This window comes from Endobacterium panacihumi (assembly GCF_050847465.1).
Taxonomy (GTDB): domain Bacteria; phylum Pseudomonadota; class Alphaproteobacteria; order Rhizobiales; family Rhizobiaceae; genus Neorhizobium; species Neorhizobium panacihumi.
Window position 1 is genome coordinate 77,192 of the sequence record NZ_JBOZRA010000003.1, and the last position, 24,555, is coordinate 101,746.

At 57.3% G+C, this 24,555-nt stretch carries 23 protein-coding genes; 16 read left to right on the forward strand and 7 right to left on the reverse strand.

Features of this window, described 5'->3' with window-relative positions; translation table 11 throughout:
* Positions 1 to 209: 209 nt before the first annotated feature.
* A complete protein-coding gene (locus tag ACRQ1B_RS15775; protein WP_432294707.1) occupies positions 210 to 1,391 on the forward strand; it encodes a Fic family protein in 1,182 nt (393 codons plus the stop codon).
* 516 nt (positions 1,392 to 1,907) lie between these two features.
* A complete protein-coding gene (locus ACRQ1B_RS15780) occupies positions 1,908 to 2,159 on the forward strand; it encodes a hypothetical protein (RefSeq protein WP_432294709.1) in 252 nt (83 codons plus the stop codon).
* Between the two features lie 228 nt (positions 2,160 to 2,387).
* Here ACRQ1B_RS15780 and ACRQ1B_RS15785 read toward each other — a convergent pair whose 3' ends face one another.
* The 3 genes from ACRQ1B_RS15785 to ACRQ1B_RS15795 all read right to left on the reverse strand — a co-directional run bounded on the left by ACRQ1B_RS15785 (position 2,388) and on the right by ACRQ1B_RS15795 (position 5,861).
* Positions 2,388 to 2,729: a hypothetical protein gene (locus tag ACRQ1B_RS15785; RefSeq protein WP_432294710.1), complete on the reverse strand. Its 342-nt coding sequence runs from the start codon at positions 2,727 to 2,729 to the stop codon at positions 2,388 to 2,390.
* A 1,292-nt stretch (positions 2,730 to 4,021) separates the two neighbouring features.
* The gene (locus tag ACRQ1B_RS15790) at positions 4,022 to 4,393 is read right to left on the reverse strand and encodes a response regulator (protein WP_432294712.1); all 372 of its coding nucleotides are present in this window, start codon (positions 4,391 to 4,393) and stop codon (positions 4,022 to 4,024) included.
* A gap of 1 nt (position 4,394) precedes the next feature.
* Positions 4,395 to 5,861 (reverse strand): PAS domain-containing sensor histidine kinase, encoded by a 1,467-nt coding sequence (locus ACRQ1B_RS15795; protein ID WP_432294713.1) that lies wholly within the window; start codon positions 5,859 to 5,861, stop codon positions 4,395 to 4,397.
* Positions 5,862 to 6,130: 269 nt separating this feature from the next.
* Between ACRQ1B_RS15795 and ACRQ1B_RS15800 the strand changes: the two genes are divergently transcribed.
* Together ACRQ1B_RS15800 and ACRQ1B_RS15805 are read left to right on the forward strand one after the other, a co-directional pair.
* A complete protein-coding gene (locus ACRQ1B_RS15800; RefSeq protein WP_432294714.1) occupies positions 6,131 to 7,876 on the forward strand; it encodes a GAF domain-containing sensor histidine kinase in 1,746 nt (581 codons plus the stop codon).
* A gap of 467 nt (positions 7,877 to 8,343) precedes the next feature.
* Entirely contained in the window at positions 8,344 to 8,838 is a 495-nt protein-coding gene (locus tag ACRQ1B_RS15805; RefSeq protein ID WP_432294715.1) for a GyrI-like domain-containing protein, read from the forward strand.
* 311 nt (positions 8,839 to 9,149) lie between these two features.
* On the opposite strand, the gene ACRQ1B_RS15810 is transcribed toward ACRQ1B_RS15805, so the two are convergent.
* Positions 9,150 to 10,400, reverse strand: coding sequence for an MFS transporter (locus ACRQ1B_RS15810; RefSeq protein WP_432294716.1), 1,251 nt, complete (start codon positions 10,398 to 10,400; stop codon positions 9,150 to 9,152).
* A gap of 88 nt (positions 10,401 to 10,488) precedes the next feature.
* Between ACRQ1B_RS15810 and ACRQ1B_RS15815 the strand changes: the two genes are divergently transcribed.
* Complete coding sequence (locus ACRQ1B_RS15815) at positions 10,489 to 11,388, forward strand: LysR family transcriptional regulator (RefSeq protein WP_432294717.1); 900 nt, start codon at positions 10,489 to 10,491, stop codon at positions 11,386 to 11,388.
* A gap of 199 nt (positions 11,389 to 11,587) precedes the next feature.
* Here the strand turns inward: ACRQ1B_RS15815 and ACRQ1B_RS15820 are convergent, their stop codons facing one another.
* On the reverse strand, positions 11,588 to 12,817 hold the full coding sequence (locus ACRQ1B_RS15820; protein ID WP_432294718.1) for an MFS transporter: 1,230 nt from the start codon (positions 12,815 to 12,817) through the stop codon (positions 11,588 to 11,590).
* A gap of 110 nt (positions 12,818 to 12,927) precedes the next feature.
* A complete protein-coding gene (locus ACRQ1B_RS15825) occupies positions 12,928 to 14,031 on the reverse strand; it encodes an NADH:flavin oxidoreductase (RefSeq protein ID WP_432294719.1) in 1,104 nt (367 codons plus the stop codon).
* 110 nt (positions 14,032 to 14,141) lie between these two features.
* On the opposite strand from ACRQ1B_RS15825, the gene ACRQ1B_RS15830 reads away from it, so the two are divergent.
* From ACRQ1B_RS15830 to ACRQ1B_RS15845, 4 genes are all read left to right on the forward strand, one after another.
* Positions 14,142 to 15,029 carry a LysR family transcriptional regulator gene (locus ACRQ1B_RS15830; protein ID WP_432294720.1) on the forward strand — a complete coding sequence of 296 codons (888 nt, stop codon included), beginning with the start codon at positions 14,142 to 14,144 and terminating at the stop codon, positions 15,027 to 15,029.
* 142 nt (positions 15,030 to 15,171) lie between these two features.
* Positions 15,172 to 15,819 carry a DsbA family oxidoreductase gene (locus ACRQ1B_RS15835; RefSeq protein WP_432294721.1) on the forward strand — a complete coding sequence of 216 codons (648 nt, stop codon included), beginning with the start codon at positions 15,172 to 15,174 and terminating at the stop codon, positions 15,817 to 15,819.
* Positions 15,820 to 15,840: 21 nt separating this feature from the next.
* Positions 15,841 to 16,536, forward strand: coding sequence for a DsbA family oxidoreductase (locus ACRQ1B_RS15840; RefSeq protein WP_432294722.1), 696 nt, complete (start codon positions 15,841 to 15,843; stop codon positions 16,534 to 16,536).
* A 91-nt stretch (positions 16,537 to 16,627) separates the two neighbouring features.
* Positions 16,628 to 17,356: a gamma-glutamyl-gamma-aminobutyrate hydrolase family protein gene (locus ACRQ1B_RS15845; RefSeq protein WP_432294723.1), complete on the forward strand. Its 729-nt coding sequence runs from the start codon at positions 16,628 to 16,630 to the stop codon at positions 17,354 to 17,356.
* Positions 17,357 to 17,784: 428 nt separating this feature from the next.
* On the opposite strand, the gene ACRQ1B_RS15850 is transcribed toward ACRQ1B_RS15845, so the two are convergent.
* Entirely contained in the window at positions 17,785 to 17,955 is a 171-nt protein-coding gene (locus ACRQ1B_RS15850) for an alpha/beta hydrolase family protein (RefSeq protein ID WP_432294724.1), read from the reverse strand.
* 506 nt (positions 17,956 to 18,461) lie between these two features.
* Between ACRQ1B_RS15850 and ACRQ1B_RS15855 the strand changes: the two genes are divergently transcribed.
* From ACRQ1B_RS15855 to ACRQ1B_RS15885, 7 genes are all read left to right on the forward strand, one after another.
* Positions 18,462 to 19,289, forward strand: a complete 828-nt coding sequence (locus ACRQ1B_RS15855; protein WP_432294725.1) for a MetQ/NlpA family lipoprotein — start codon at positions 18,462 to 18,464, stop codon at positions 19,287 to 19,289.
* Between the two features lie 70 nt (positions 19,290 to 19,359).
* The gene (locus ACRQ1B_RS15860; RefSeq protein ID WP_432294726.1) at positions 19,360 to 20,433 is read left to right on the forward strand and encodes a methionine ABC transporter ATP-binding protein; all 1,074 of its coding nucleotides are present in this window, start codon (positions 19,360 to 19,362) and stop codon (positions 20,431 to 20,433) included.
* Positions 20,426 to 21,079 (forward strand): methionine ABC transporter permease, encoded by a 654-nt coding sequence (locus tag ACRQ1B_RS15865; protein WP_432294727.1) that lies wholly within the window; start codon positions 20,426 to 20,428, stop codon positions 21,077 to 21,079. The genes ACRQ1B_RS15860 and ACRQ1B_RS15865 overlap by 8 nt, the downstream gene beginning before the upstream one ends.
* Before the next feature lie 63 nt (positions 21,080 to 21,142).
* The gene (locus tag ACRQ1B_RS15870; protein ID WP_432294728.1) at positions 21,143 to 21,736 is read left to right on the forward strand and encodes an RBBP9/YdeN family alpha/beta hydrolase; all 594 of its coding nucleotides are present in this window, start codon (positions 21,143 to 21,145) and stop codon (positions 21,734 to 21,736) included.
* 214 nt (positions 21,737 to 21,950) lie between these two features.
* Positions 21,951 to 22,742 (forward strand): MetQ/NlpA family ABC transporter substrate-binding protein, encoded by a 792-nt coding sequence (locus tag ACRQ1B_RS15875; RefSeq protein ID WP_432294729.1) that lies wholly within the window; start codon positions 21,951 to 21,953, stop codon positions 22,740 to 22,742.
* Between the two features lie 2 nt (positions 22,743 to 22,744).
* Positions 22,745 to 23,914, forward strand: coding sequence for a methionine ABC transporter ATP-binding protein (locus ACRQ1B_RS15880; protein ID WP_432294730.1), 1,170 nt, complete (start codon positions 22,745 to 22,747; stop codon positions 23,912 to 23,914).
* Positions 23,895 to 24,548, forward strand: a complete 654-nt coding sequence (locus ACRQ1B_RS15885; RefSeq protein WP_432294731.1) for a methionine ABC transporter permease — start codon at positions 23,895 to 23,897, stop codon at positions 24,546 to 24,548. Before ACRQ1B_RS15880 ends, ACRQ1B_RS15885 begins: the two co-directional genes overlap by 20 nt.
* The last annotated feature ends 7 nt before the right edge of the window (positions 24,549 to 24,555 follow it).

Below are 24,555 nucleotides of genomic sequence, written 5' to 3' on the forward strand. Positions count from 1 at the left end.
GAATAGGAGGCGAGCTTTAAGAAAGGATTTATCGGACGAGGCACTTTATAGGCTGCCTGATCATCGTATTTCTGCCCTACGCAAGTCACCCTGGATCTGCGCCAGAAACCTCAATGTCAGGGCGTTAATTAAACGCGCTTATCTAAGCTTGGCGCTTAATTAAATGAAGTGCGCCTTGTTTAAATAAGGCGCAACGTTGATACTGGGACATGTCTGATTCCCAATCCAAACATCGCATGGGTCGTTTCGTCGAGACGATCGCCGCCAGTGAAACAGTGCGGGCATTCGTGCCCCCGTCATTGCCGCCCGAGCCGGCGATTGATGTGCTTTCATTGCTGGAGCGTCTCAGCCTGGCAGAGCGCGCTCTGGGACGCTTGGATGGTATCACAATGCTGCTGCCGCGACAGGAGCTGTTTCTCTACATGTATGTGAGAAAGGAGGCTGTTCTTTCCTCGCAGATTGAAGGCACGCAGTCGACGCTTTCCGATCTCTTGCGGTTCGAGACAGAAGCTCAGGCTGGACAGCCGGTTGACGATATTCGTGAAGTCTCCAACTATGTTGACGCGATGATGTATGGTTTGGAACGCTTGGAAACGTTGCCCATGTCGTTGCGTCTGATCCGAGAGATGCACGCCAGGCTCCTGCACAGTGGCCGAGGAGGCACCAAAGATCCAGGAGAGTTCCGCCGCTCGCAAAACTGGATTGGTGGCACGCGGCCCGGTAACGCACTCTTCGTGCCGCCGCCCGTCACGGAAATGGCCGATTGCCTCGATGCATTCGAACGCTTCATGCATGATGAGCAATCTCGGTTGCCGGCACTGATCAAAGCCGGCCTGCTGCATGTGCAGTTCGAAACGATCCATCCGTTTCTTGACGGCAATGGCCGTATCGGCCGGCTGCTCGTAACGCTGTATCTGTGCATGAACGGCGTTTTGCGAAAGCCGCTACTCTACCTCAGCCTCTATCTGAAGTCCCATCGGAGAGAATATTATCGGTTGCTGCAGGAGGTTCGCGAAAACGGAAACTGGGAAGCCTGGTTGGACTTTTTCCTAGCCGGCGTCGCCGACACTGCCAATCAGGCATTTGAGGCTGCCACTCAGATTGTCGATCTTTTCAAGGAAGATCGGGAGCGGATCACGATTGAGAGCGATAGAGCAGGGTCTGCCCTACGCATTCACGAGCTTTTCCAGCAGAACCCTTTTCACACGGCGAACCAGATCGTTCAGATCACAGGTCTGTCCGCACCAACGGTTAACGCTGCACTCGCAGATCTGGAGCGATTGGGCATCGTTGATGAAGTAACCGGCCGCAAGCGTGGCCGCGTGTTCAGCTATCGACGATACCTTGCAATTCTAAGCGAAGGCACTGATCCCCTGCCTCTCAGTCTATGACGAGTAAGGTGCGCAGAGCGTTCTGATTCTTTCGTGACCTGCTGAAAACGCGAGTTTGGGTGTAGCGCTGAGTAAAGCACGCCGATTGCACGGTGGGTGCAACGATCGCCAAAAACGGGATCGTTCGTGATTAGTTTTTCGCGCTAGATTCCCCGCTGGGAGCGAAAGCGCTAAAGGCGCAGAATATTTCCGGCGCATCGATGTCCAACATCCGCCTTTTCGCGCCGCGATGCCATCCGGTGTCGCCGTCTGCAATGCATGTGAGCTTGCGGGCCGCCCGATTATCAACTGAACACATCCTCAATGGCCAAGGCTGGCTCCGCTACAATTATGGGACCGACCATCAACACAAAACCGATATGATTTTATTCAAATTGTCTATCCTACAATTTCAGGGACACGGTGACGTATCACGGAGTCACCTTAACCATTCAAGTTAATCAAGAGTAATTATCGCTTAAGTTGCATTGAGGTGTACCGTTAAGGCTGATCTGAACAACTGAGGGTGCCTTATCAATGCTCAATGTCACCGAACCAAATTCTTTTCCCCGCGATCCACGCGAACTTGAGGCAATCGTGGTGAACATCACAAAAGCACTCAAGCACTGCCGTGAGTGGATCGAAGAACCTACTCTTCTGACTGAGCATCTAGAACTCACGAGGAAAGAGGCCATCGCCGTTGCATGGAGGCGTGCTTGCGAATTGAAGCATCCAAACGACAGAGAGAATGCGTTTTTAGAAATTTATATGTGGCTCAATGACAATTGATGGATGGGATGATGCATTGCCCCTCGCGCCTCATAGGACGAGGGGCTTTCGCGTTTTATTTTAGAAAGTCCATCACGTGGAGTGCAATGCTGGCAATTGTCAGCGCGACACATACCAGCAACACCGCCCAAGTTGTGTATTCTTTCATTAACGTGACCCAAGCAGCTTGCATCCCCCTATAATCCACCGGCCAATGAACAGTGTAGGTCCAGGGGCTTTTTGGCGCTTTTACTTTTTCTTCGTCGGCGGAGGCGGCACGTGGCAACCCTTGCTTCGCATTGCGGCCTCGATCGCGTTGATCTTACCCTTCGACACAGCAACCTGGCCCTCTTTGTCGCCACCGAAGGTGCTGGACATGGGGACGCCGATCAGGAAAACGCCAAAGGCATCACCGGTCGCGGCATCGTTTTGCTGTTTTGAAACGGCCGCAAGCGCCTCACGCTCCTTGATCATTTCCTGAGCCAATGTCTCGCACGAACCATTGGTATAGGCCTGCATTGGGATATCTACAGGTACGATGGCATCTGGCCTCTTGGCGCAGCCGCTAACGGCCAGCGCCAGCGCCAGCATGACGAATTTGTTCTGCATAGATGTTTTGCCCCTGTCTAAATTAGACGCCCCCGCGTCCATAGGTGTAATGAGCGTATTTCGCCCGATCCTGTCAATTTCGCAGAGCGCGGATCCCCATTCCTTTTAGGTGTAATCGTGGGATTGGTTAGCACATGCTTCTGTCAACATATGTCTTATTGCCATTGCCATTAATGTAATAGCAGCCACCTCGCGGACCTCTGATGTAGGTCCGGTAGGTCGAGATTGAGGGAGCTGGTCGGCTAATAGCTGGAGTTGCCGGAAACGCAGCGGGCGTAGCCGGAAAATATCCTCCACCATATCCGCCCGGCCGAACCGATGCAGCGCGATTGCCACAGCGGTGTCCCTGGGCATCTAGGTCCCAAGGATTTAAGCAGTTTCCGGCATAGGTCGGTGGTGGTCGATAATACGTATTGCTGGATGCGCAGCCATTGGCGCAGACGGCAACAGCCGTACCAACCAGCGCCACCGCCACAAGGGCGGCCGCCGCTTGGTCCTGCTTCTGCACCATCTCATGGCATTCGAAAGGAGCAACTCCCCTCTGGGCCAATTCCGCCGCCAAGTGCTGCTGGAACATCGGGTCAGGCGTTTGCAGATAGGTTCTGCATAAATTGACCTTTGGTACTTGCTTTGGATTTGCCGCCAGCTGTGCCGGCGTCGTTGTGCAGCTCATGAGTGCGAACGATAGAGATACGGCGACGCTTAGCCGCGTAATACAAACGGATTTCAACGGTATGCCCCCTAATGCCCAAGGCGAAAGGTGGCACAACTAATCAGAGAGTCGAGTCGATTTCGTGCCGCAAGAAAAGTTGTCTTCGTTCATCTTTGGTATCTTTGTTCGTGTTGAGGCGGCGATACCTTGCCGTTTGACACCAAGGTCCGTGTGCAACTGGTTGGCGTTGTATTTCTCCGATCCGGCCTTAGACAAATGTTCGACGAGATCCGTGAAGGCCCTTATAGTTGGCGCGATAGACGCTTCCGATATTCGGGCTTCATGGACCTCTTTGCCTTTGCTTTGCGACAAGGGTTGCCGACGGCATTGTGGGACCCTTTAGACCGGCGCATTGTCCGTTTGTGTTTCGGCGTCAAATATTGAACACCGAAAATGTCAACATTCCGAGGCATTTGACAGATTGGGGAATGCCTAAGCGACAGATTCGACAGGACATTCCCGATTGGAACAAGGGTTCGATTCCTCTCAAGACCTTAAAAACATGTGCCGTAGGCGCGCTCGTCTTCGCCCAAGCGTCGGCGGTTCCCGCGCCGATATTTGATCAAGCAGCGAGACCGTGAGCTTCCAAGGCTTTGAACAACTCGGTTTCACCCACCGGTTTGGTCAGAAAGGTGGCATCCGCAGGGAGTTTTGCGGGATCTGGATTGTATCGCCCGGAAATAACGATGATCCGGCAATCTGGCCAGCGATCGCAAACTCGGCGCGCCAGTTCCAGCCCATCCATCGAGCCGGGCATATCGATATCGGTGATCAGCGCTGAGACATCCGTCTTCAGCAGGATCGCCCAAGCCTCGTCGGCATTGGCCGCTTCAAGCACCGCGTAGCCGACGTCCTGCAGAGTATCGACCAGATCCATCCGGATCAGGCCATCATCTTCGACGACCAGAAGCGGTCCCTTTGTCGACAAGGCCATATCAGTGCTCCTTCTGGAAACCGGCAAGATCGGCCGAAATCGAAAATCTCAGGCCGTCGGCTTCGTAGTCGATCGACAACTGACAGTCCGCCGTGCCGTTGAGGCCGGCCTTGATCAGGCGAGTGCCTGTGCCTTCCATTTCGGGTTTGGACACAGGTGGGCCTCCAGTTTCTTTCCACTCGAGCTTGAAACGATCGCGGTAGGGGCCGCCAACGCGCCAGGTCAACGTGACGCGGCCGTCCGGACTGGAAAGCGCACCGTATTTTACGGCGTTGGTGGCCAATTCATGCAGGATCAGGGATAGGGAAAGGGCGGGTCGAGACCCCACGGTCATGTTCGGGCCGACCACGAGGATGCGCGGATAATCGGGGCTGTCGTGGATGGCGGTCATCTGGCTCACCAAATCGCCAACCCGCGAATGGCCGGTTCCCCCCACAATGATTGCATCATGCGATCGGCTGAGAACCGCGACCCGATCGCTGAGGTTCTTGCGCGCGGTCTGCATGTCGGGTGCATATCGTAATGTCTGCGAGGCGATTGCCTGGACCATGGCGAGCTGGTTTTTCAGTCGGTGGCCGAGCTCGTAGGCGAGTAGTTCGCGATGCTTTTCTTCCGCCCTCAGTGCCGTGACATCGCGGGCCTGGACGAGAATGCCTGTGATGCAGCCTTCGGGGCTGCGCGTCGGCTGGTAGACAAGATCGATCAGACGGTTCTGCTCTTCGCCTTCCGGTCCTCGGTTGAGCTTGACCGGCAGGTTCTTTGCGACAAACGGGTCACCAGTCGCAAACACACCGTCCAGGATCCCGATGAATCCCTGACGGATCACTTCGGGCACGGCGTTGGCGACCGTTTTGCCAATGATCTCGCGCCCGACGCCAATCATCGCGTAATATTCTTCATTGGCATATTCGAACACGTGATCCTTGCCGGTCAGCATGGCGATGCCGCCCTGGCTGAGTTCGAAGACCTGCATGAAGCGTTCCTTGAGGTCATCCTGAACACGACGGGCGCGCACCTCTGACGTCGTTTCAGTGCAGGCGCAGAACATGCCGAGCACAGATCCCCATGGATCCCGTACCGGCGTGTAGGAGAACGCGAAATGGGTTTCTTCGGGATAACCGTTGCGGTGCATTGTGAACTCGATGTCGTCCATCGACGTGCCCTGACCAGCATAGGCCGCCGAGATGATCGGCTCGACCTGGTCCCAAATGTCATGCCAGAGGGATTGGAAGCTTTTACCGAAAGCGGCCGGATGGCGATTGCCGCACATCGCGGCATAGCCATCATTGTAGAGCGTGGTCTGCTCAGGTCCCCAGACGATCAGCATCGGCTGCAACGAGCCAAGCATGACGCTCGTCAGTGTTTTGAGCTCAGGCGGCCACGCTGACAGCGATCCCAGCGGAGACGTCGCCCAATCGAAGCCCTCAAAGATCGTCGCGCAGCCGCTGGGTGGAAACTGAATGTTCAAAGCCGGCTGTGATCCTGATGTTGAGCGGTGGCTGATATATGGGGAGCGCTGGGTATTTGGAAAGGCTTGATCACTGGAGACAGTTAATTCGGGAGAATCAGCAGCCGTGTGGCTTGGATCGGCTCACGTCGATCACGCCGTTGAGCATGGGAATATGCGAAGATGGACATTAAAGCCTTATGGCCCTAATATCATTTGATCGTTTGCAGACTGATAGGGCGCGGACGGCTGGGAGATGATCCGCTCTTGCCCCGAGCAGGAGTGAATCCGTGTCTATTTCCATTGAAATCACTCCCATCGAAATTGAAACTTCGAAAGTCGCGACACCCCTGTCGACCCTGAACAAGGCGATTGCAGCGATGGGACGCGCGGAGAGTTTCGAAGATGTCGTGGAAACGCTGCGCGCGACCGCGCGGTCGCTGATCGGATGCGACGGCATCGCCATCATCCGTCGTGACGGCGATTTCTGCCACTACATCGAGGAAGATGCGATTGGGCCGCTGTGGAAGGGCAATAAGTTTCCTGCTTCTGCCTGTATCAGCGGCTGGGCGATGATCCATCGGCAGACCGTGCTGTTGCCGGATGTCGCCAAAGACGACCGGATCCCCCACGAGCTCTATGCCGGCACATTCGTAAAGTCAGTTGCGATGGCCCCAGTGCGTGTCGAAAATCCGATTGGCGCCATTGGGGCTTATTGGTCAAGGCCGTATTCACCAGCCGAGTGGGAAGTCGATGTGCTGGAAACGCTCGCGGGCGCGGCTGCCATTGCGATCGAGAAGACCCAGGCAGTCCAAATCGTTGTCAACGCCGAGAAGCCGTCTGTCGTGGACGATGCCGCAAGCGCGGAAGACTTTTCTAGGGATATCGCGCGCGTCGCCGGTATCGCCGCGGTCCCGACGATCCTCGATGTTGTTCTTCGCATGACGGGAATGGGCTTTGCTGCCGTTGCCAAGGTCACCGACGATCGGTGGATCACCTGTCAGTCGCTCGACCATGTCGGTTTTGGCCTCAAGCCCGGCGACGAGCTACCGGTCGCAAGCACGCTCTGCGACGAAATCCGCGGACATCGCCAGCCGATTGTCTTCGATGATGCCGCCGAAGAGCCGCTCTACCGCGACCACCATACGCCGCGGATCTACGGGTTGCGCAGCTATATCTCCGTGCCGATCATCCTGGCCAATGGCCAATTTTTCGGGACGCTCTGCGCCATCGACCCCAATCCGGCGAAGGTCAACAAACCGCAGGTCATCGGCACTTTCAAACTGTTTGCTGAACTGATTGGCCACCACCTTTATTCAGACGAGCGCCTGAAGGCGACGGAAGAATTGCTTGAACGCGAGAAGGGTTTGTCCGAGTTACGCGAGCAGTTTATTGCGGTTCTTGGCCATGACCTGCGCAATCCGATTGCAGCGATCGACGCCGGCACCTCGCGCCTCTTGAAGGAAGGCTGGACGGCCCGCAGCCCTCTCGTCCTGAAACTGATGAAGGCCAGCATCTCTCGGATGATCGGGCTTGTCGACAACGTCATGGATCTGGCTCGGGCGCGGATGGGCGGAGGCATCACCCTCGATCTGGCGGAGGACGATCTTGGTCTCACACTTCGCCATGTTGTCGAAGAGCTGCAAATGTCCCATCCGGATCGAGAGATTGCTGTTTCCCTCGATCTCCCGGGAGCACTTGCCATCGACAGGCTGCGGCTTGCCCAGCTGTTTTCCAATTTGGTGTCGAATGCGATCACCCACGGCGTTGAGACCGAGCCAGTCAGGATTGTCGGCGGCGTGACTGGCCGGGTACTGGAAGTGTCTGTCGCTAATGGCGGTCAACCGATTTCGGAAGAAACGATTGCGAGACTATTCCAGCCGTTCCGGCGCGGCGATCTGCGGCCGAGCATGCAGGGGCTGGGTCTTGGCCTGTTTATCGCCTCGGAGATCGCCGCAGCTCATGGAGGAACGATCGTCGTGAAGTCGGATGAGATCGAAACCCGCTTCACCTTCCGCATGCCTCTGGTCGGTTGAGGCTGTAGATGACCGCGGTGCGGTTCGCGTCAGGTGAATTCAGTAGCCTTGATGGCTGACTTCTTGTGAGCACATTGGTGGCGTAGAAGATCCCATCGGCATTGCTGATGAGCGCTGAATGAATTCGCCGCTCGCAATGCTTCGTCGCCATCTGGCTTTGACCACGGATGTGCTGGCACTGATAAAGAGGCGACGGTGAGGAAGGTCGGTGCGATTTCGCCCCGGCCTTTTTTGTTGTCGCCACGTCCAGTCATTTAGATGGTGCGTCGGTAATTGTATGATTTCGCGGTAGTTCGAAAACAAGGGTCACTGGTTCGTATCGGTTCAAGAGCTTAACACACCACGTTTGCCTCCGGCCCGAAGCAGACTTTAGACGCTGCCGATCGTGGTCTGACAAAAATTCCACAACCGGCGTGTCGGAGTGCTCATGGTTCATCCGTCTTGGAGAGGAAGAACAGGAGAGACATATGCTCACGATCCCGGAAATCGTCGAACGCGAACCGCAGCGATATGTCGCTGTCCGTCTGCCAGTTGTGATCCCATTCTCCAAAAAGGTCGACCCAGCTTTCGATGAGCTGTTTGCTGCATTTGCTCGAGCTGATGTTAGGCCAGACGGTGTCGAGTTCATCAAGTTCAACCTGATCGATATGCCGCGTCTCGAGATTGAAACGGGTATGACCACAGATGCGTTCGTTTCCTTGTCGGGCCGTCTGGTGGAAGGCGTACTACCCGGAGGACGATATGTCCGCATGACATACACTGGTCCATACGACGGGCTTTACGATGCCACTGCCATGCTTGTCGGATGGGCAAAGGAGAAGGGACTGAAATGGGACTCATCAAGCACGGAGGCAGGCGAGATGTTTGCTTGCCGGCTCGAGGTACACGACAACAATCCTTCCATTGAACCTGATCCAAGCAAGCTGGTAACAACACTGCTGTTCAAGCTGGCGGAAGTATAACGCGATCGGCGGCACACCGTATCCCACCTGAAGTTCTGTCCACGGGCTGATGGAGACGGGCGATCCGCGCTTCGCGGATCATCATGAAATCCTCTCGGGTGGCTTAGGTTGCGCGTACGTGAACGAGCTGAACGTCGGGATCGAGGAACTCTCCCTGCGACATGATGGCTATATTCTTCATTGCAGCCGCGTTCCTCTCCGATGCGATCAGTTTCGTAATCGGCAGGCGGCGCTCCCGGGCGAAACGCCATTCCTAAAATCCGCGAAGCGCGGTCAAAGCGCTGTCGGGGCGTAAAGGCAAACAAATTGGATCATCGCGGCTTGTTTGGCGCGGCCATTGGGGTGGACGCGAGCGTACCAGCGATTGCACATCCGGCCGTCAGCATCACAACGCCGGTCCAGCCAGCATGAATCCAAAACCAACCGCCCGCCCAGCCGGCAATGCTTGCGCCGCCATAGTAGGCTAGCAAATAGAGAGCAGAAGCATGTCCCTTTGCCAGTCCGGCGTTGGCGCCGACGCCACTGCTTGCAGCCGAGTGTCCGATAAAGAACCCGATGGTGATGATCGATATGCCGAGCACGATTGCTATCACACTCGAAGCCAACGTCAGCAATACGCCAGCAAGAATTGCTGGGAATGCGATCAACAGCATTCTGCGGCGACCGAACCGATCCACCAGCATGCCTCCATAAGAGGAAGCGATGATGCCGAAAGCAAAGGTCAGAAAAATCATACTGATCGCTGTGCGGCCCAGACCGTAGGGCGGCGCGGCAAGTCTGAAAGCGCAGTAATTGAATACCGTCGTAAACACGCTCGTCAGCATCGCGCCGATGAAGAAGAGGCGCAACAGCTCGGGGTTCTTTAGATGCAGCATCCACAATGCCTGATGTTTGGAAAACGGCATGGATTGTGGTTTGAAATTTCGTGAAGGCGGCAAAAGCATCCGAAACCCGATCGCGGCTAGAATGCAGGCCGTGCCGAGGATGTACATTGCCACCTGCCACGATGTGTAGGCGGACACTAACCCCATGCCGACACGGCCGATCATGGCACCAAATGCCGTGCCGCCGACGTAAAGACCCATAGCCTTGCCAAGACTTGCCGGCCCCACTTCCTCAGCCAGATAGGCCATCGCAACGGCGGGTACCCCGCCGAGTACGAAGCCTTCCAGCGCCCTGGCAGCCAAGAGCCACTCCCAATTTTCCGTGCTGGCCGCAAGAATGTTGCAGAGCGCCGCCATCAGCATCGAAACGAACATCAGGTCTCGGCGCGTCGTCCGCTGTGCAAACATACCGCTAAGCAGAATAGAAATGGCTAGCGAGCCTGTTGTTAGGGAGAGGGCGAGAGAGGCCGTCGCCGGATTAACGCCGAATTCAGTCGGAAACTCCGGCAGTAGCGGCTGGACACAATAGATGAGCGAAAAGCTCGCAAATCCTGCCAAAAAGAGAGCGAAAGTCGCCCGTCGAAACTCAGGACTACCGTCGATGATCCATGAGGGATGATCCGGTGAGACAGCTTCGGTCTTCGAGATTTCGGGTTTGATATTTTCAACTGCGCTCATCAGAATTCCTTCCAAGAGCGCTATAGCGCCGCCGTAACATTAAATCTAATATATGACAGGCACTCCCTCCATATCTGGAACTAATATCATGGAACTTCGTCATGTGCGGTATTTTTTGGCGATCGCCCAAGAGAGAAGCTTTACCCGTGCAGCGGAGTACCTTGGTATCGCCCAGCCACCTTTGAGCCAGCAGATGAAGGTCATGGAAAGGGAGATTGGGACAAGCCTGTTCCGCCGCCTTTCGCATGGGGTCGAGCTAACGCCAGCCGGATACGCATTTCGGCAAGCGGTTTCCGACATTCCGACACGCCTCAACGAAGGTATTCGGCTTGCACGTCGGGCGGCTGCCGGCGAATCCGGCGTTCTACGGATCGGGGTGACCGGCACGACGGCATTGAACCCGGTCGTCCCAGCATGCATTCGCGCATACAAGAGCAAGTTTCCCAGTGTTGACTTGATGGTGACGGAGGCCAATTCGGTAGCGCTATCAGAGGCTGTGCTTGAGGACAGGTTGGACGTGGCGATACTGCGCCCTTCGGGACCGGATCCAGATACACTGCGCAAAGAAGTGCTGAGTGAGGAACCTCTCATGGTCGCACTAGCGACATCACACCGGCTTGCAGACGCTGCGAGCATAGATCTTCTTGAACTGGCGACCGATCCGTTCATTCTCACGCCACGCGAAGTAGGGACAAGCCTTCACGATGCGGTGGTAGAGGCCTGCCAAGGCGCTGGATTTACTCCGCTCCTCGGACCGGCCGCTCCGCATATTGCCTCGATCCTGTCTCTGGTGTCAGCTGATCTCGGCGTCTCCCTCGTTCCACGCTCGATTTCGCAGGTACAAATGCAAGGGACTTTACTACGCCCCTTGACCACAGTGACCCCGGTTAGGATCGCAGTAGCTTATCGGAAGGGATCGACATCCCCGACCGTAAGAAATTTCCTGTCGGTCACACGAAACTTTTCCATGCCGCGTTCTGATCCCTGATTCAGGTCTGTCGCCGGTTCGCGTTGAATTTGGAGTTTGGAGAAATGTGAATCTTGGTTGGCAGAAATACGGCAAAGAGACATCGCGGTTGCACCGGAACCTCAACGGAAGGGCCGCTTCTGGCGCACTTCCTTATGCCTTTGACCGTCACTAACACCGAAAAGGCCGTCAAACACGTGACGGCCTTTCCATTTTTGATTTAGTGTCCCGCGACGGCCCCAGAGTGCTCGCGCTCACCGGGCTGGAAGCCGTGTCCCTTGGCCGACCATGCGGTGATCAATGCGATTGCGACGATGATCGCCATGACCCAAGGCAGATAGACCGCGCTGTAGCCGTCGACGAGAATACCGCCGATTACGCCACCGCCAGCAATCGCGGCATTCCAGGCGACCGTGCTCATCGAAAGCGCCACGTCCGCCCCTTCACCCGCAGAATCCGCGAGCGCCGTCTGGAGAAGCGTTGCCGCACCGCCGAAGGTAATGCCCCAAATTGCCACGCCGAAGAAGACTGCAATTGGAGAGGTCATGGCAATGCCGAGGATCAGTGCCGCGACTAGGAATGCCACAAGGCTGATAAGAACTGTGGTGCGCAGGTGACGGTCCACCAGGCGACCGATACCGAAGATGCCGACCAGAGAGGCCACGCCGAACACGAGGAGCATCAGGTCCGTGCGGTCTTCAAGCCCCGAGGGTGCAAGGTATGGAGCGATGAAGGTGTAGAGGACATTGTGTGCGAGCATCCATGCCAGTGCCGTGAATAAGACGGGGCGAACGCCCGGCGTGGTCAACACGCTGCCGAAGGAGACCTTCGACTTTGAGGATACGCCCGGATAGTCCGGAACCTTGGCGATGATCCAACCGATCAGCACGACGGCAAGGATCGACATGATGACGAATGCCATACGCCAGCCGACGGCCGAACCGAGCCATGTGCCGAGTGGCACACCGATGGAGAGTGCGATAGGCGTCCCGATCATCGCCATGGCAAGTGCCTTGCCCTGCAGATGCGGAGCGACCATGCGACGAGCGTATCCACCAATGATGCTCCAGCCCAACCCGGCTGCGGTTCCGGCAAGGAAACGTGCTGCAAAGATCAGGTAGAGATTGGACGAGAAGGCGGTGATCAGATTGAATACCAGGAAGGCAAAAACGGTCAGCAGCAGAACGCGGCGGCGTGGCCAGCTATTGGTCAGGATCGTCAGCGGGATGGCGGCAAGCAGGGAGCCGAGCGCGTAGATCGCGACCATCTGACCAGCCAGACCGTGCGAGATGCCGAGTTCCCCTGCGATCTGCGGCAGCAGGCCAGCAGGCAGCGTCTCGGTGGCAATGCAGATGAAGCCCGTCGTGGCAAGAGCCAGAAGGGCGAATACAGGCAGGCGGTCCGTGTAGACACGACCTGCGGTCATTCCTGTGTCTGTAACTGTAGGCATGATTTTCCTCGGGAGAAGTCTCACCTGCGTCCATGGCTTGGGCACAAGGAGTTGATACCCTGCAGGCTATGCACGCAGGGTTGGTTGGTTTCATTTGTTCGGATTGGTCCTTAGAGGGCCAGTTCAGTGTCCTTGATGTCGGCAATGGGGCCGAGGATCGAAGGATCAAACTCGCGGAGCGACTGGGCTTCCGCAAGCCGGATGGGAAGGTCGGGGTTGGCAAGCGCTCCCCTGCCAAGTGTCACGATATCGGCGTCTTCGCGGATGACCGATTCCGCCATGTCGAGATCGTGCAGGCTGCCGTTGGCAATAATGACTGCGGAAGGGGCATACTTCTTCGCAAATCCGGCAAGCGTCGGGCCGGTGTCGCCAAACGCGGGCTTCCAGGCTTCGAACTCGGTGACGTGAATGAAGTCGACACCCGCGCGTGCCAGCGCGCCGAAGATGATCTCGGCATCCTTCTCGCCGCCTGCCCACTTGTGGGTGAAGTCGTTGACCTTGCCCTGCGAAATACGGATGCCGACGGGCACTTCAGCACCAACCCTCGCACGGACTTCGTTGATGACCTCAACCAGCAAAAGGATGCGATTGGCCGTGCTGCCACCGTATTCGTCGGTGCGCTCATTGGTGTAGTCGGTCAGAAACTGATCGAGCAGGTAGCCGTTGGCACCATGGATTTCGATGCCGTCAAAGCCCGCGATCTCGACTGCACGTGCTGCAGCATCGCCGAACCCGTTGACGACCTCGGCGATCTGGTCTTCCGTGATCTCTGCCGGAACCGCGTAGGCATCCTTGCCGTAGTAGAACGTCATCTGCTTACCCTTCGGCTGAATGGCCGATGGTCCGACCGTGGTATCACGGAAACGGTTGCCCTGTGAGATGGCCCCAGCGTGCATGATCTGCGCAATGGCGAGCGAACCATGGCACTTGATGCCGCTGACCAGTGGTTTCCACGAACGCGCCTGAGCATCGTCGGTGATGCCCGGCTGATTTGGGTACCCCTGGGAATGAGCCTGGTCGGTGTAGATGCCTTCGGTGACGACGAGACCAAACCCGCCCCGCGCGAAACGCTCGTAGTAGCGGGTCATGATCTCGGTGACCCGACCGTCTTCGGCCGCAGTCACGCGGGTCATCGGCGCGACACCGAAGCGGTTCTTCACTGTCTTGCCGTTCATCCCGAAGGCTGTCAGGAGCTTGTGTTGGGCGGTGGTCATGTCTGTCGTCCTCATGTGGTTAAGTCGTTGGCTGACCCGGATTTACCCATTGGACGGCATGACCAGTAGTGTGAGTGGACGGTAAGCAGAATATCGAATATCGATATAATATGAACCTTGAGAACGTTGCCCTCTTCAAAGCCATCGCCACGCTCGGCTCGTTGTCTGCCGCCGCCCGACAGATCGGCGTGCCCCCCATGGCGGTGAGCCGTAAGCTTTCCAGCCTGGAAGACGAAATCGGTGTGCGCCTGTTCCACCGAACCACGCGATCCATAGCTCTCACCCCCGAGGGCGAGGCGTTTCTGCCATTCGCCACGATGCTGCTGGAAACGAAGGATGCAGCACTTGCAGCAATCGTTTCCGGAGAAAGTGGTCTTCGCGGGGTGCTCAAGGTTACGGCTCCGAACGTCATCGGTCGCTCGATCATCCTGCCTGCGATGACACGCATTATGGCCGACAATCCATCGCTCAAGGTCGACCTGACGCTGACCGACGGCATTGTCGATATCGCCGGAGCGGGACTGGACCTGGCGATCCGGGTTTCGCCGTTGGAATCATCCGAGCTGATCGCGACGCAACTCGCGTCCAATCCGCGCATCCTCTGTGCATCGCCCGGCTATATCGAACGGTTCGGGAAGCCGGAGACAATTGAGGACCTTGTCAGCCATCCATGCCTGACACTGCATGGCATGCCCACATGGCCGCTCGTTGTGGGAGACGAGACGGTGTGGGTTCGGGTATCCGGCCCATTCACCTCCAACAGCGTTGAAGGCGTGCGCGGCGCATGCCTGGACGGCGCGGGGATTGCCATGATGACCTATTGGGATGTCTGGGAATGCATCGAGCGCGGCAATCTCGAACGCATCGAGCTGACCGATGCGAAGCTCGGCGACCTCGGCATCTGGGCGGTCTATCCGTCACGACAGCACCTGCCTCGTCGTATTCGCACGCTCATCGATGCTCTGAAGGACTATCTGGCTGACCCGAAAAGCAGTTGAACTGAGGCTGGAGCTACGGGTTACAACTGCGCCAGCGACGATTAGTGCAAAATCTGATAAGCAGCCTATCGCCTGCCGAGCTTGTTTCCGCATGCGTCCATCGTAACTTCTGGGCAACGAAAAGAACGCACGGAAGATTTCCATGACAGCCGATATCTCGAAAAATCACGACAAGGTCCGGGTTTATGTCTGGACAGACTTTGTATGCCCATACTGCCTGATCGCCGAAGGTCCGATCAAGGAGGCGGTGGAAGCGGAAAACGCCGAACTGGTGTGGATGCCGTTCGAGCTGCGGCCATCGCCGACGCCGACACTGCGCCCGGAAGACCACTACCTGCAGACAAGCTGGCGCGATGGCGTTTATCCGACCGCCCGCCGGATGGGTGTCGATATCAAGCTGCCGACCGTATCGCCCCAGCCCTATTCCCGCACCGCGTTCATCGGCATGCAGTGGGCGGCCGATCAGGGCAAGCGCAACGACTATGTGGAGGCCGTGCTGCGTGCCTTTTTCCAACAGGACCGCGATATCGGTGATGTCGAGGTTCTCAAGGATATTGTTCGCAATCTCGCTCTGGATGCCGACGCATTTGAAACCGCGCTGTCCGATCCCGAACTGGCGCGTAGGCATGATGAAGCTTTGAAGCTGAGTGAAGATGTGGGAGTGCGGGCAGTACCAACAGTGCTCATCGGCAACCGACTGTTCTCAGGACTTCGTGATGGGCCGAAAATGCGTGAAGCAATCCGCGACACGACGGACAATCTCCTCAACTACCCATCGTCTGCGGTCTGATATCCAACGAAAGGAATACCCATGCGTGTTGATGTATGGTCCGATGTTATCTGCCCGTTTTGCTATGTGGGTGAAAAGCGTCTCGAAAACGTGGCCCGCGAACGCGGCGTCGAAATCGAATGGGTCTGGCACAGCTTCGAACTGGAGCCTGATGCACCGTCGACCCACTCCACTCCGAACCTGGAAATGATTGCCGGGAAGTATCGCACCAATGAAGCTGGTGCGATCCAGCACCAGCGCAATGTCGCGGAACTCTGCGCATCCGAGGGGATCGATTTCCAATGGCAGAAAGTCAAGCCCGGCAATACCCGTCTTGCACACCGGATCATCCAGGTTGCGCAGGCCAAGGGCCTGGGCATCAAGGCGGCCGAAGTCCTGTTCGAGGCCTACATGAACGAGGGGGAAGCTATCGGCGAGCGATCAGTTATTGAGAGGATCGCTGCAAGGATCGGGCTCAGTCATGAGGAGATCAATGCCGCATTGTCATCCAACGTCATCGACGACCAGATCGCAGCGGATCAGCAGACCGCCATGGAAATCGGCGTTACCGGTGTGCCGTTCTTCGTGATCGACGGCAAAGTCGCGCTTTCCGGCGCTCAGCCGCGACAGGTGTTCGACCAAGCTCTCGACCGTATTCTACTGAGCAAGATCGAGCGCGTGGAAGACGATCAGGCGCTCATTTGCGATGTTGACGGCTGCAGAATACCGGATACCTGATGGCGGCTTTGGGACGGTAGCACACATGAAATCGTTGCGCGGGTCTCACTCTACAATTACGAAGAGATTTCAAGGAGATTTTGGAGAAATCATGCCCATCATCGGCATTACGACCTACGACCGCGACGAAAAGATTGTGGATACAACCTGGTACAGGGAGCACTTTTGCTCGCCCGCATTCTACGTCGACGCTGTGAGACGAGCTGGCGGCATTCCCGTATTGCTACCAGTCTGTGAAGAGAAGGTCGATGATCTGCTGCTTCGCCTCGACGGGTTGATCGTCACCGGTGGGGCAGACATCGATCCTTCGACATATGGCGGCGCTCAAGACCACCCGCGAGTTGGCCCGTGCTATCCTCGCCGCGACAAGGCGGATATGGCGCTGGCAAAAGCCGCTCTTCAAATGCCCGAGCTGCCGATCCTATTCGTATGTCGAGGGATGCAACTCCTTAACGTCGTGCAGGGAGGAACCTTGCATCCCCATATCCACGATCTCGGCAAAGGCAACATCCATCAGGACGAAAACGCATTCTGGATTGCACAGCCAGTGACGGTGTTTCAAAATACTCTTTTGCACTCGATTGTCCAAAAATCGTCCGTGACCACGATGTCAGGCCATCATCAAGGCATCAACGAACTCGGCAGGGACCTCAAGGTCAACGCCATCGCTGACGACGGCATTGTCGAGGCGATTGAATTTACTGCACACCCATTCGCGCTGGGAGTTCAGTGGCATCCCGAATACAGCGCCGAGACGGATTACGATCAACAAAGTCTATTCGATGCACTTGTTGAAGCTGCAAGAAAACGATTAGCCTAATGCATTTGTACAGCTAGTTTGTTGCTCAAGACCGCTTCGCTTCGGGGCCGCAAGCAGGGTTCTGCCTTTATCGCCGGAAAGCTGCGTTCTTCGCCGTAGATTTCGGATATAGTTTCCTTACAGATCTTGGTGTTCCGATCGTTTTCCAGACAATGGTTACCATGAGCGTAGCTGGCTGCGTAATGGTCTCTGTATGAGGAGGACTGGAGCATGGTCGCTGAAATGAAATAATGGTGTCCCATCCATGATAAAGGACATTATCTTTGATATTCAGCCCGATAAGCGGTTCGGATCTGCGGGTCGTGGGTTCGAATTTCATCAAGACCAATGTGATTCATCTGCGGCACTGGAGCCATCGAACACTGAAGATAGCCGCCGCTTGTATGAAAGTGTCGGCATGCACGTTAGAACCGGCGCTTCTTCATGCGCTAGAACTCTTTGGCGATAAATGTATCCTCGTTATCGAGAGCCTCATCTGCTCCTGGCATGAAGTTGGCAAAGACATGCCAGATATGAAACTTGCCCCGCCAAAAATCCAAAGTGGTCCGGACCCGCTGCCTTGCCAATCGCTCTGCGAATTTCATCGCGCCGCTGAGCATGACCTCGTTCTCCCATCTGGATCAGCGTTGCGCGAGGCCGCAATGTCGGCATAGGCGGGCGAAGCATCAGGATCGGTTGCCAGCGTATCTCCAAGGAAGGTGCGCGCCAGCTGGTCGAGGAACTGCGTCGTGAAAATTGGGTCGATAGCGTCGCGGGTTTTTCCGACGCGCCTCTATGCGCAAGATCGGCCCATGATGAAGTTGCGACGCCGTCACGGGGAGGGCGACACTGGCTGCACGCGTCACCACACGATTGCAATCACCATTACGCCACCAGCCAAATCTCCAGCGATTCACTCAAGAATCGGTGGATTTTCCGGCTGCGATCCACGGGCTCTGCTTTCGTGTGCATAATACCTATAGATTGAGTAGATTTATATGCTCGCCACGAGCAGGGCGGCGTCTGGTTTTTCGTTTTATAAGCGAAAAATGAGTTGGATCTGCTTCGAATATTTCCAAGCCATCTGCAATCTTTTGAACGTCATTCCCGTTCAGGAAAAAAGAAAATGGCCATCACAGGAAACACTCTTTCGCTTCGCCGTCGCACGGCACTCGCCGCCGCCCTGGCATTGACCGTCGTCAGCCTCACCGGCGTCACACCTCTCCAGGCACAGGAAAAGTCGATCAAGGTCGGCATCATGAGCGGAGAGGACGAAGACGTCTGGCGTGCCGTCATCCCGGAAGCCGCCAAAAAGGGGCTGAAGATCCAGACCGTGATCTTCAACGATTATAACCAGCCGAACGAGGCGCTGGAGCGCGGCGAAGTGGACGCCAATGCTTTCCAGCACAAGCCCTATCTCGATAACCAGATCAAGCAGCACGGTTACAAGATCGTCGCGGTCGGTTATACAGGCGTCTGGCCGATCGGCCTCTATTCCAAGAAATACAAGAGCCTGGCTGACCTGCCGAAGGGCGCACAGGTCGGCGTTCCCAACGATCCTTCGAACGAAGGTCGCGCACTGCGCGTGCTGCAGAACGAGGGCCTTCTCAAGCTGAAGGATGGTACGGGCATTCTGGCAACCATTGCCGATATTTCGGAAAACAGCCGCGGCCTGAAAATCAAGGAACTCGATGCCGGTATCGTGGGGCGTTCGATCGACGATCTCGACGCTGCCGTGGTAAACACCGACTGGGCGCTGAAGGCAGGCCTTGGGCCGGAAAACCGCATTGCGCAGGAACCGATCAACGACAATCCGTACCGTAACTTCATTGCCGTGAAGCAGGGCCAGGAAAACGAGGACTGGGTAAAGACGCTGGTCGCATCCTATCAGAACGACACGGTCAAGGCCGTGTTCGACAAGGTCTACAAAGGCACCGGACTGAGCGCCTACTAAGCCGGATCGAAACCCTGAAAATGCGGGCGGGATGAGTTCGACTTGTCCCGCCTGGCGTTTGGAGCAATGCATGCAGAATGAAGCTGTTTCGCGTGGTCGTCAACACGACGCCGCGACAGAAAGCCGGGAGATCGTCAGGCTTGACGATATTCATCGGCGGTTTTCCGAAACGCCTGCGCTTGACGGTGTTTCGCTGTCCGTGCGCGAGGGCGAGATCCTTGGCATCATCGGGCGTAGCGGTGCCGGGAAGTCGACGCTGATACGATGCCTGAATGGCCTCGAGCGTGTCGACAGCGGCGCGGTTATGATCGAGGGCAGTCGCATCGATGGCCTGAGCGAAGGCGAGCTTCAGCCGCTTCGACGCCGGATCGGAATGGTTTTCCAGCACTTCAATCTCCTCTCGGCAAAAACGGTGGAGGCGAATGTCGCGCTCCCGCTTAAGATCGAGGGACTGGATCGCCGCGAGCGGATCGCCAGAGCACACGAAATGCTGGAACTGGTCGGGCTGAGCGACAAGGCCAGGGCCTATCCAAACCAGCTGTCGGGCGGGCAGAAGCAACGCGTCGGCATCGCACGGGCACTGGCCGCAAGGCCGGCACTTCTGCTTTCGGACGAGGCGACCTCGGCGCTCGATCCGGAAACCACCCGGTCCATCCTTGCGCTGCTCAAGGACATCAATCGCAAACTCGGTTTGACCATCGTACTGATCACCCATGAGATGGATGTGGTGCGATCGATCGCCGATCGTGTCGCTGTCATTGACGCAGGCCGCATCGTCGAGGAAGGATCGGTTGCCGCGGTATTCGCCGATCCGCAACAGGCCATGACCAAAAGCCTGCTGGCCGGCAACCGGCCGCAGCTGCCGGATTACATCGCAGGCAAGCTCGATGCGCAATCGGGCGCAGAAGCCGTTCTGGCGATCGATCTTGCCGGTGACTATGCACAGCACCGGTTTTTCGCCGATCTGGCGGTCGCTTTTTCGCGCGGCGCCCGGCTCATCGAGGGCGGGATCGAGCACATACAGACGACGCCCGTGGCGCGTTTTTTCCTCGCTGTTCCGAGGGCTGAAACGGAACTGGTTGCCGACCTGAAACGAACGCTCATTGCTGCCGGCGCACGCGTGGAGATGCTTGGTTATGTCTGATGTTCTGATCGACCTTTTCATCAGCGCCATCGTGGAAACGCTGATCATGACCTTCGCATCTGGCCTGATTTCTCTCGTGGTCGGGTTGCCGCTCGGTCTCGCGCTGGTCGCGACCGCGCGCGGCGGCATTGCCGAGAACCTTTGGCTCAATGGCGTTCTGGGTTCGGTGATCAACGCATTGCGTTCGATCCCGTTCATCATTCTTCTGGTCGCGCTGATCCCTCTGACGCGCCTGATCGTGGGAACGTCGCTCGGAACGACGGCAGCGATCGTGCCACTCTCCATCGCAGCGATACCCTATTATGCGCGCATTGCCGAAGTCTCCCTGCGCGAGGTCGACAAGGGGCTGATAGAGGCCGTTCGTGCCATGGGCGGCAATCGCTGGGCGATCATCCGGGACGTTCTGATCCCCGAGGCGCTGCCCGGCATTGTCGCCGGCTTCACGGTGACGCTCGTGACCCTGATCGGCGCATCCGCGATGGCGGGCGCCATCGGAGCGGGTGGGCTTGGCGATCTAGCCATCCGTTATGGATATCAGCGCTTCGAAACCATGATCATGGTCTGGGTCGTCATCGTTCTAATCATCCTCGTATGCGGCATTCAGTGGATCGGCGACCGCGTGGTTGCCGCTCTTGATCGAAGGTGATTTCGATCGCCATCGCATCCGGTCGCGAAAAGGCGGACCGGAGTTTTCGGAGAAAGGACGTTCATGCAAACTCTTATTTTGCCCGGACTGAACGGCTCTGATGAGGGGCATTGGCAATGGCACTGGCAAAACGAACGACCGGATTGCCTGACGGTGCAGCAGGCCGACTGGACAAAACCTGCGGTCGATTGCTGGGTTGCCAAGGTGGAGACGGAACTGGAGGCGGCAAACGAGGCATATGTTGTCGCCCACAGTCTCGCCTGCCTTGTCGTTGCCAAGCTTGCGGCCCGCCCCGCCGCCAAACGCATAAAGGCGGCGTTGCTGGTTGCGCCCTGCGATCCGCAGCTCACCGGGGCGCTTCATCCCGGAATGATCGATTTCGGTCATGCGCCAGTTGGTACGCCGCGATTTCCAAGCCTGATCGTCGGTAGCCTCAACGACCTTTATATGCCGCTCGACAAGCTCACATTGCTGGGGCAGTCCTGGAGCTTGCCCGTACACAATCTCGGTCTTGCAGGGCATATCAATATTGCCAGCGGTTATGGCCGGTGGGCAGGCGGTTATCAGCTGATGGATCAGCTGGCGAGCGTCGCCAAGGCGCAGCCGGTCAGCTCAAAGGATCGGTTCCTGTCGGTAAGCGACCTGCGACCGTGCTGAGGCAGCGCAACGCTACAACGCCTGCTCCATCGTCTCCGACGGAACAGGCGCTGGCGTATTCCGCAGGATCTTCCGGCCACAGGTCCAGTCTTCCTGCAACATTAGGTCGAGAGGCATTTTATTTCTCGCATACTTCGCGCCGCGAAAATTGGTCTCTCTCAAACATCCCGCAATCCACTAATTTTGTGGAAATTGGATTTTTGGAGAGGGACACATGAAGCTTCTGACAATTCTTTCCGCAGCGCTCATTTCGATGGCCGCACCGGCTCTGGCCGAAACGGTCAAGATCGGCGTGGTGCCGGGTGTTTACGGCGATTCCGTCGAGGCGCTGGTGCCCGAAGCGAAAGCAGCGGGTATCGACCTTCAGGTGATCGAGTTCAGCGACTGGACGACACCGAACGAAGCGCTTCAGGCCGGTGATCTCGATCTCAACTACTTTCAGCACAAGCCGTTCCTGGCCAATGCCGTCAAGCAGAAGAGCTACGATATCGAACCGATCGGCACCGGCACGCTTGCCAATATCGGCATCTATTCCCTGAAGCACAAGGATTTCGCAAGCGTGCCGGAAGGCGGCACCGTTGCGATCGCCAATGATCCGGTCAATCAGGGCCGTGGCCTGCTGCTTCTTGAAAAGGGCGGCCTGATCAAGCTCAAGGAAGGCGTAGGCTTCCAGGGAACGCTCGACGATATCGTCGACAATCCGAAAAAAGTGACTTTCACCGAAGTGGAAGGGCCGCAGCTGGCGCGCATTACCGGCGATGTCGACGTCGCTCTCGGCTACCCCCATTTCATCATTGCCGCCAAAACCTTCGATCCGGGTTCGGCGCTGATCTTCTCCGGCATCGATGACAAGCAGTTTGCCATCGTTTTTGCTGCCAATAAGGCGAAGGCCGATAACCCGGCGCTGAAGAAAGTCGTCGAACTCTACCAGAATTCGAAAGTCGTTCGCGAGGCCATCGACAAGGGCTTTGCAAGCAATCCGAAGCTTTACACGATCGCGTGGTAAGCATGACCGTGGCATTTTTCGAAGCGCAGACACGGTCCGGCCTCAAGGGCTCGGCCGCTGCGCAAGTGAGCGCCGGCATCACGGCCGTCCCCTCGGCAAAACAGGGGGGCGGCGATGCCAAAACCGTCATTCGCTTCGAGACGCTCGGAAAGACCTACCATTCATCCGCCGGCACCGTCGATGCGCTCAAGGATATCACCATCGATATCGAGGCGGGCTCGATCTTCGGCATTATCGGGCGATCGGGCGCCGGAAAGTCTAGCCTCATCCGCACGATCAACCGTCTTGAGCGACCGACCTCCGGCCGCGTGATCGTCAGCGGGCAGGATATCGCCACGCTCGGTGAGGATGATCTGGTGAAATTCCGCCGCAGGGTCGGCATGATTTTTCAGCATTTCAATCTTCTTTCGACCAAGACGGTATTTGCAAACGTTGCCCTGCCGCTTCTCGTCGCGGGCGTGCCGGCGCAAGAGCGGCGCAAACGCGTTACGGAAGTGCTGGGTCTCGTCGGACTTGAGGGCAAGGAAAACACCTATCCCTCACGCCTGTCCGGCGGACAGAAACAACGCGTCGGCATTGCCCGCGCGCTGGTCAGCCAACCGGATATCCTTCTCTGCGACGAGGCGACATCGGCACTCGATCCGGAAACGACGGTCTCGATCCTGCAATTGCTGAAGGACATCAATCGCCGGCTTGGATTGACGATCGTGCTGATCACGCACGAAATGAGCGTCATCCGCGAGGTCTGCGACCGTGTACTGGTGCTGGAGCGCGGCGAAATCGCCGAAAGTGGCGCAGTCTGGCAGGTGTTCGGCGATCCGCAGCATGACGCCACGCGCGCTCTTCTGGCACCGCTCAGCCGCAAACTGCCGGACGATTTGGCGGCAGCGATCCAGCAGGAACCGGTGGCGGGCGGAAAAAGCCGCGCCATCGTGGAACTGGTGTTCAAGGGCGGCGATGCTGTCGCACCCGATCTGGCCCGGATCGCCGCCGTTTTCGGGCCGGCGTCGCACGTGATCCAGAGCGATCTCGATTGTATTCAGGGACATGTCGCCGGCCGGCTGATCCTCAGCACGCCCTACACTTATTCGGAGCAGGGGCTGGCGGCCAGCCTTTCCGCTTCTCCGGCCAGTCAGACAAGGATCGTCGGTTATGTCGCCTCTGATGATTGAGCGCCTCTGGAATGCGTTTGTCGACACGTTGACGATGGTCGGCGCGTCGGCGCTCATTGCCTTGCTCGCCGGCATTCCGCTGGCGGTCTTTCTGGTGCTCTCAAGTCCCGGTGGACTGATCGAGGCGCCGCGTGCCAATCGCGTGCTGGGCGCGGTCATCAACGGTTTCAGGGCAACGCCTTTCATCGTGCTGCTGGTAGCACTTCTGCCCTTCACGCGGCTGGTAACAGGCACCACGATCGGTGTCTGGGCCGCGATCGTGCCTCTTTCGATCAGCGCCACGCCGTTCTTTGCGCGGATTGCCGAGGTCAGCCTGCGCGAGGTGGACCATGGCCTGATCGAGGCGGCACAGGCTATCGGCTGTCGCCGCTGGCATATCATCCGCCATGTGCTGTTGCCGGAGGCCCTGCCGGGTCTGGTCGGCGGGTTCACGATTACCATCGTGTCGATGATCGGTGCATCGGCAATGGCCGGCGCGGTCGGTGCCGGTGGCCTCGGTGACGTGGCGATCCGCTACGGTTACCAGCGGTTCGATACCACGGTCATGCTGGTGGTGATCGCCGTTCTCATCGTCATCGTCAGCGGTGTTCAGTTTGTCGGCGATTTCGCCGTGCGGCGGCTGCGGTCACGATAATCATCAT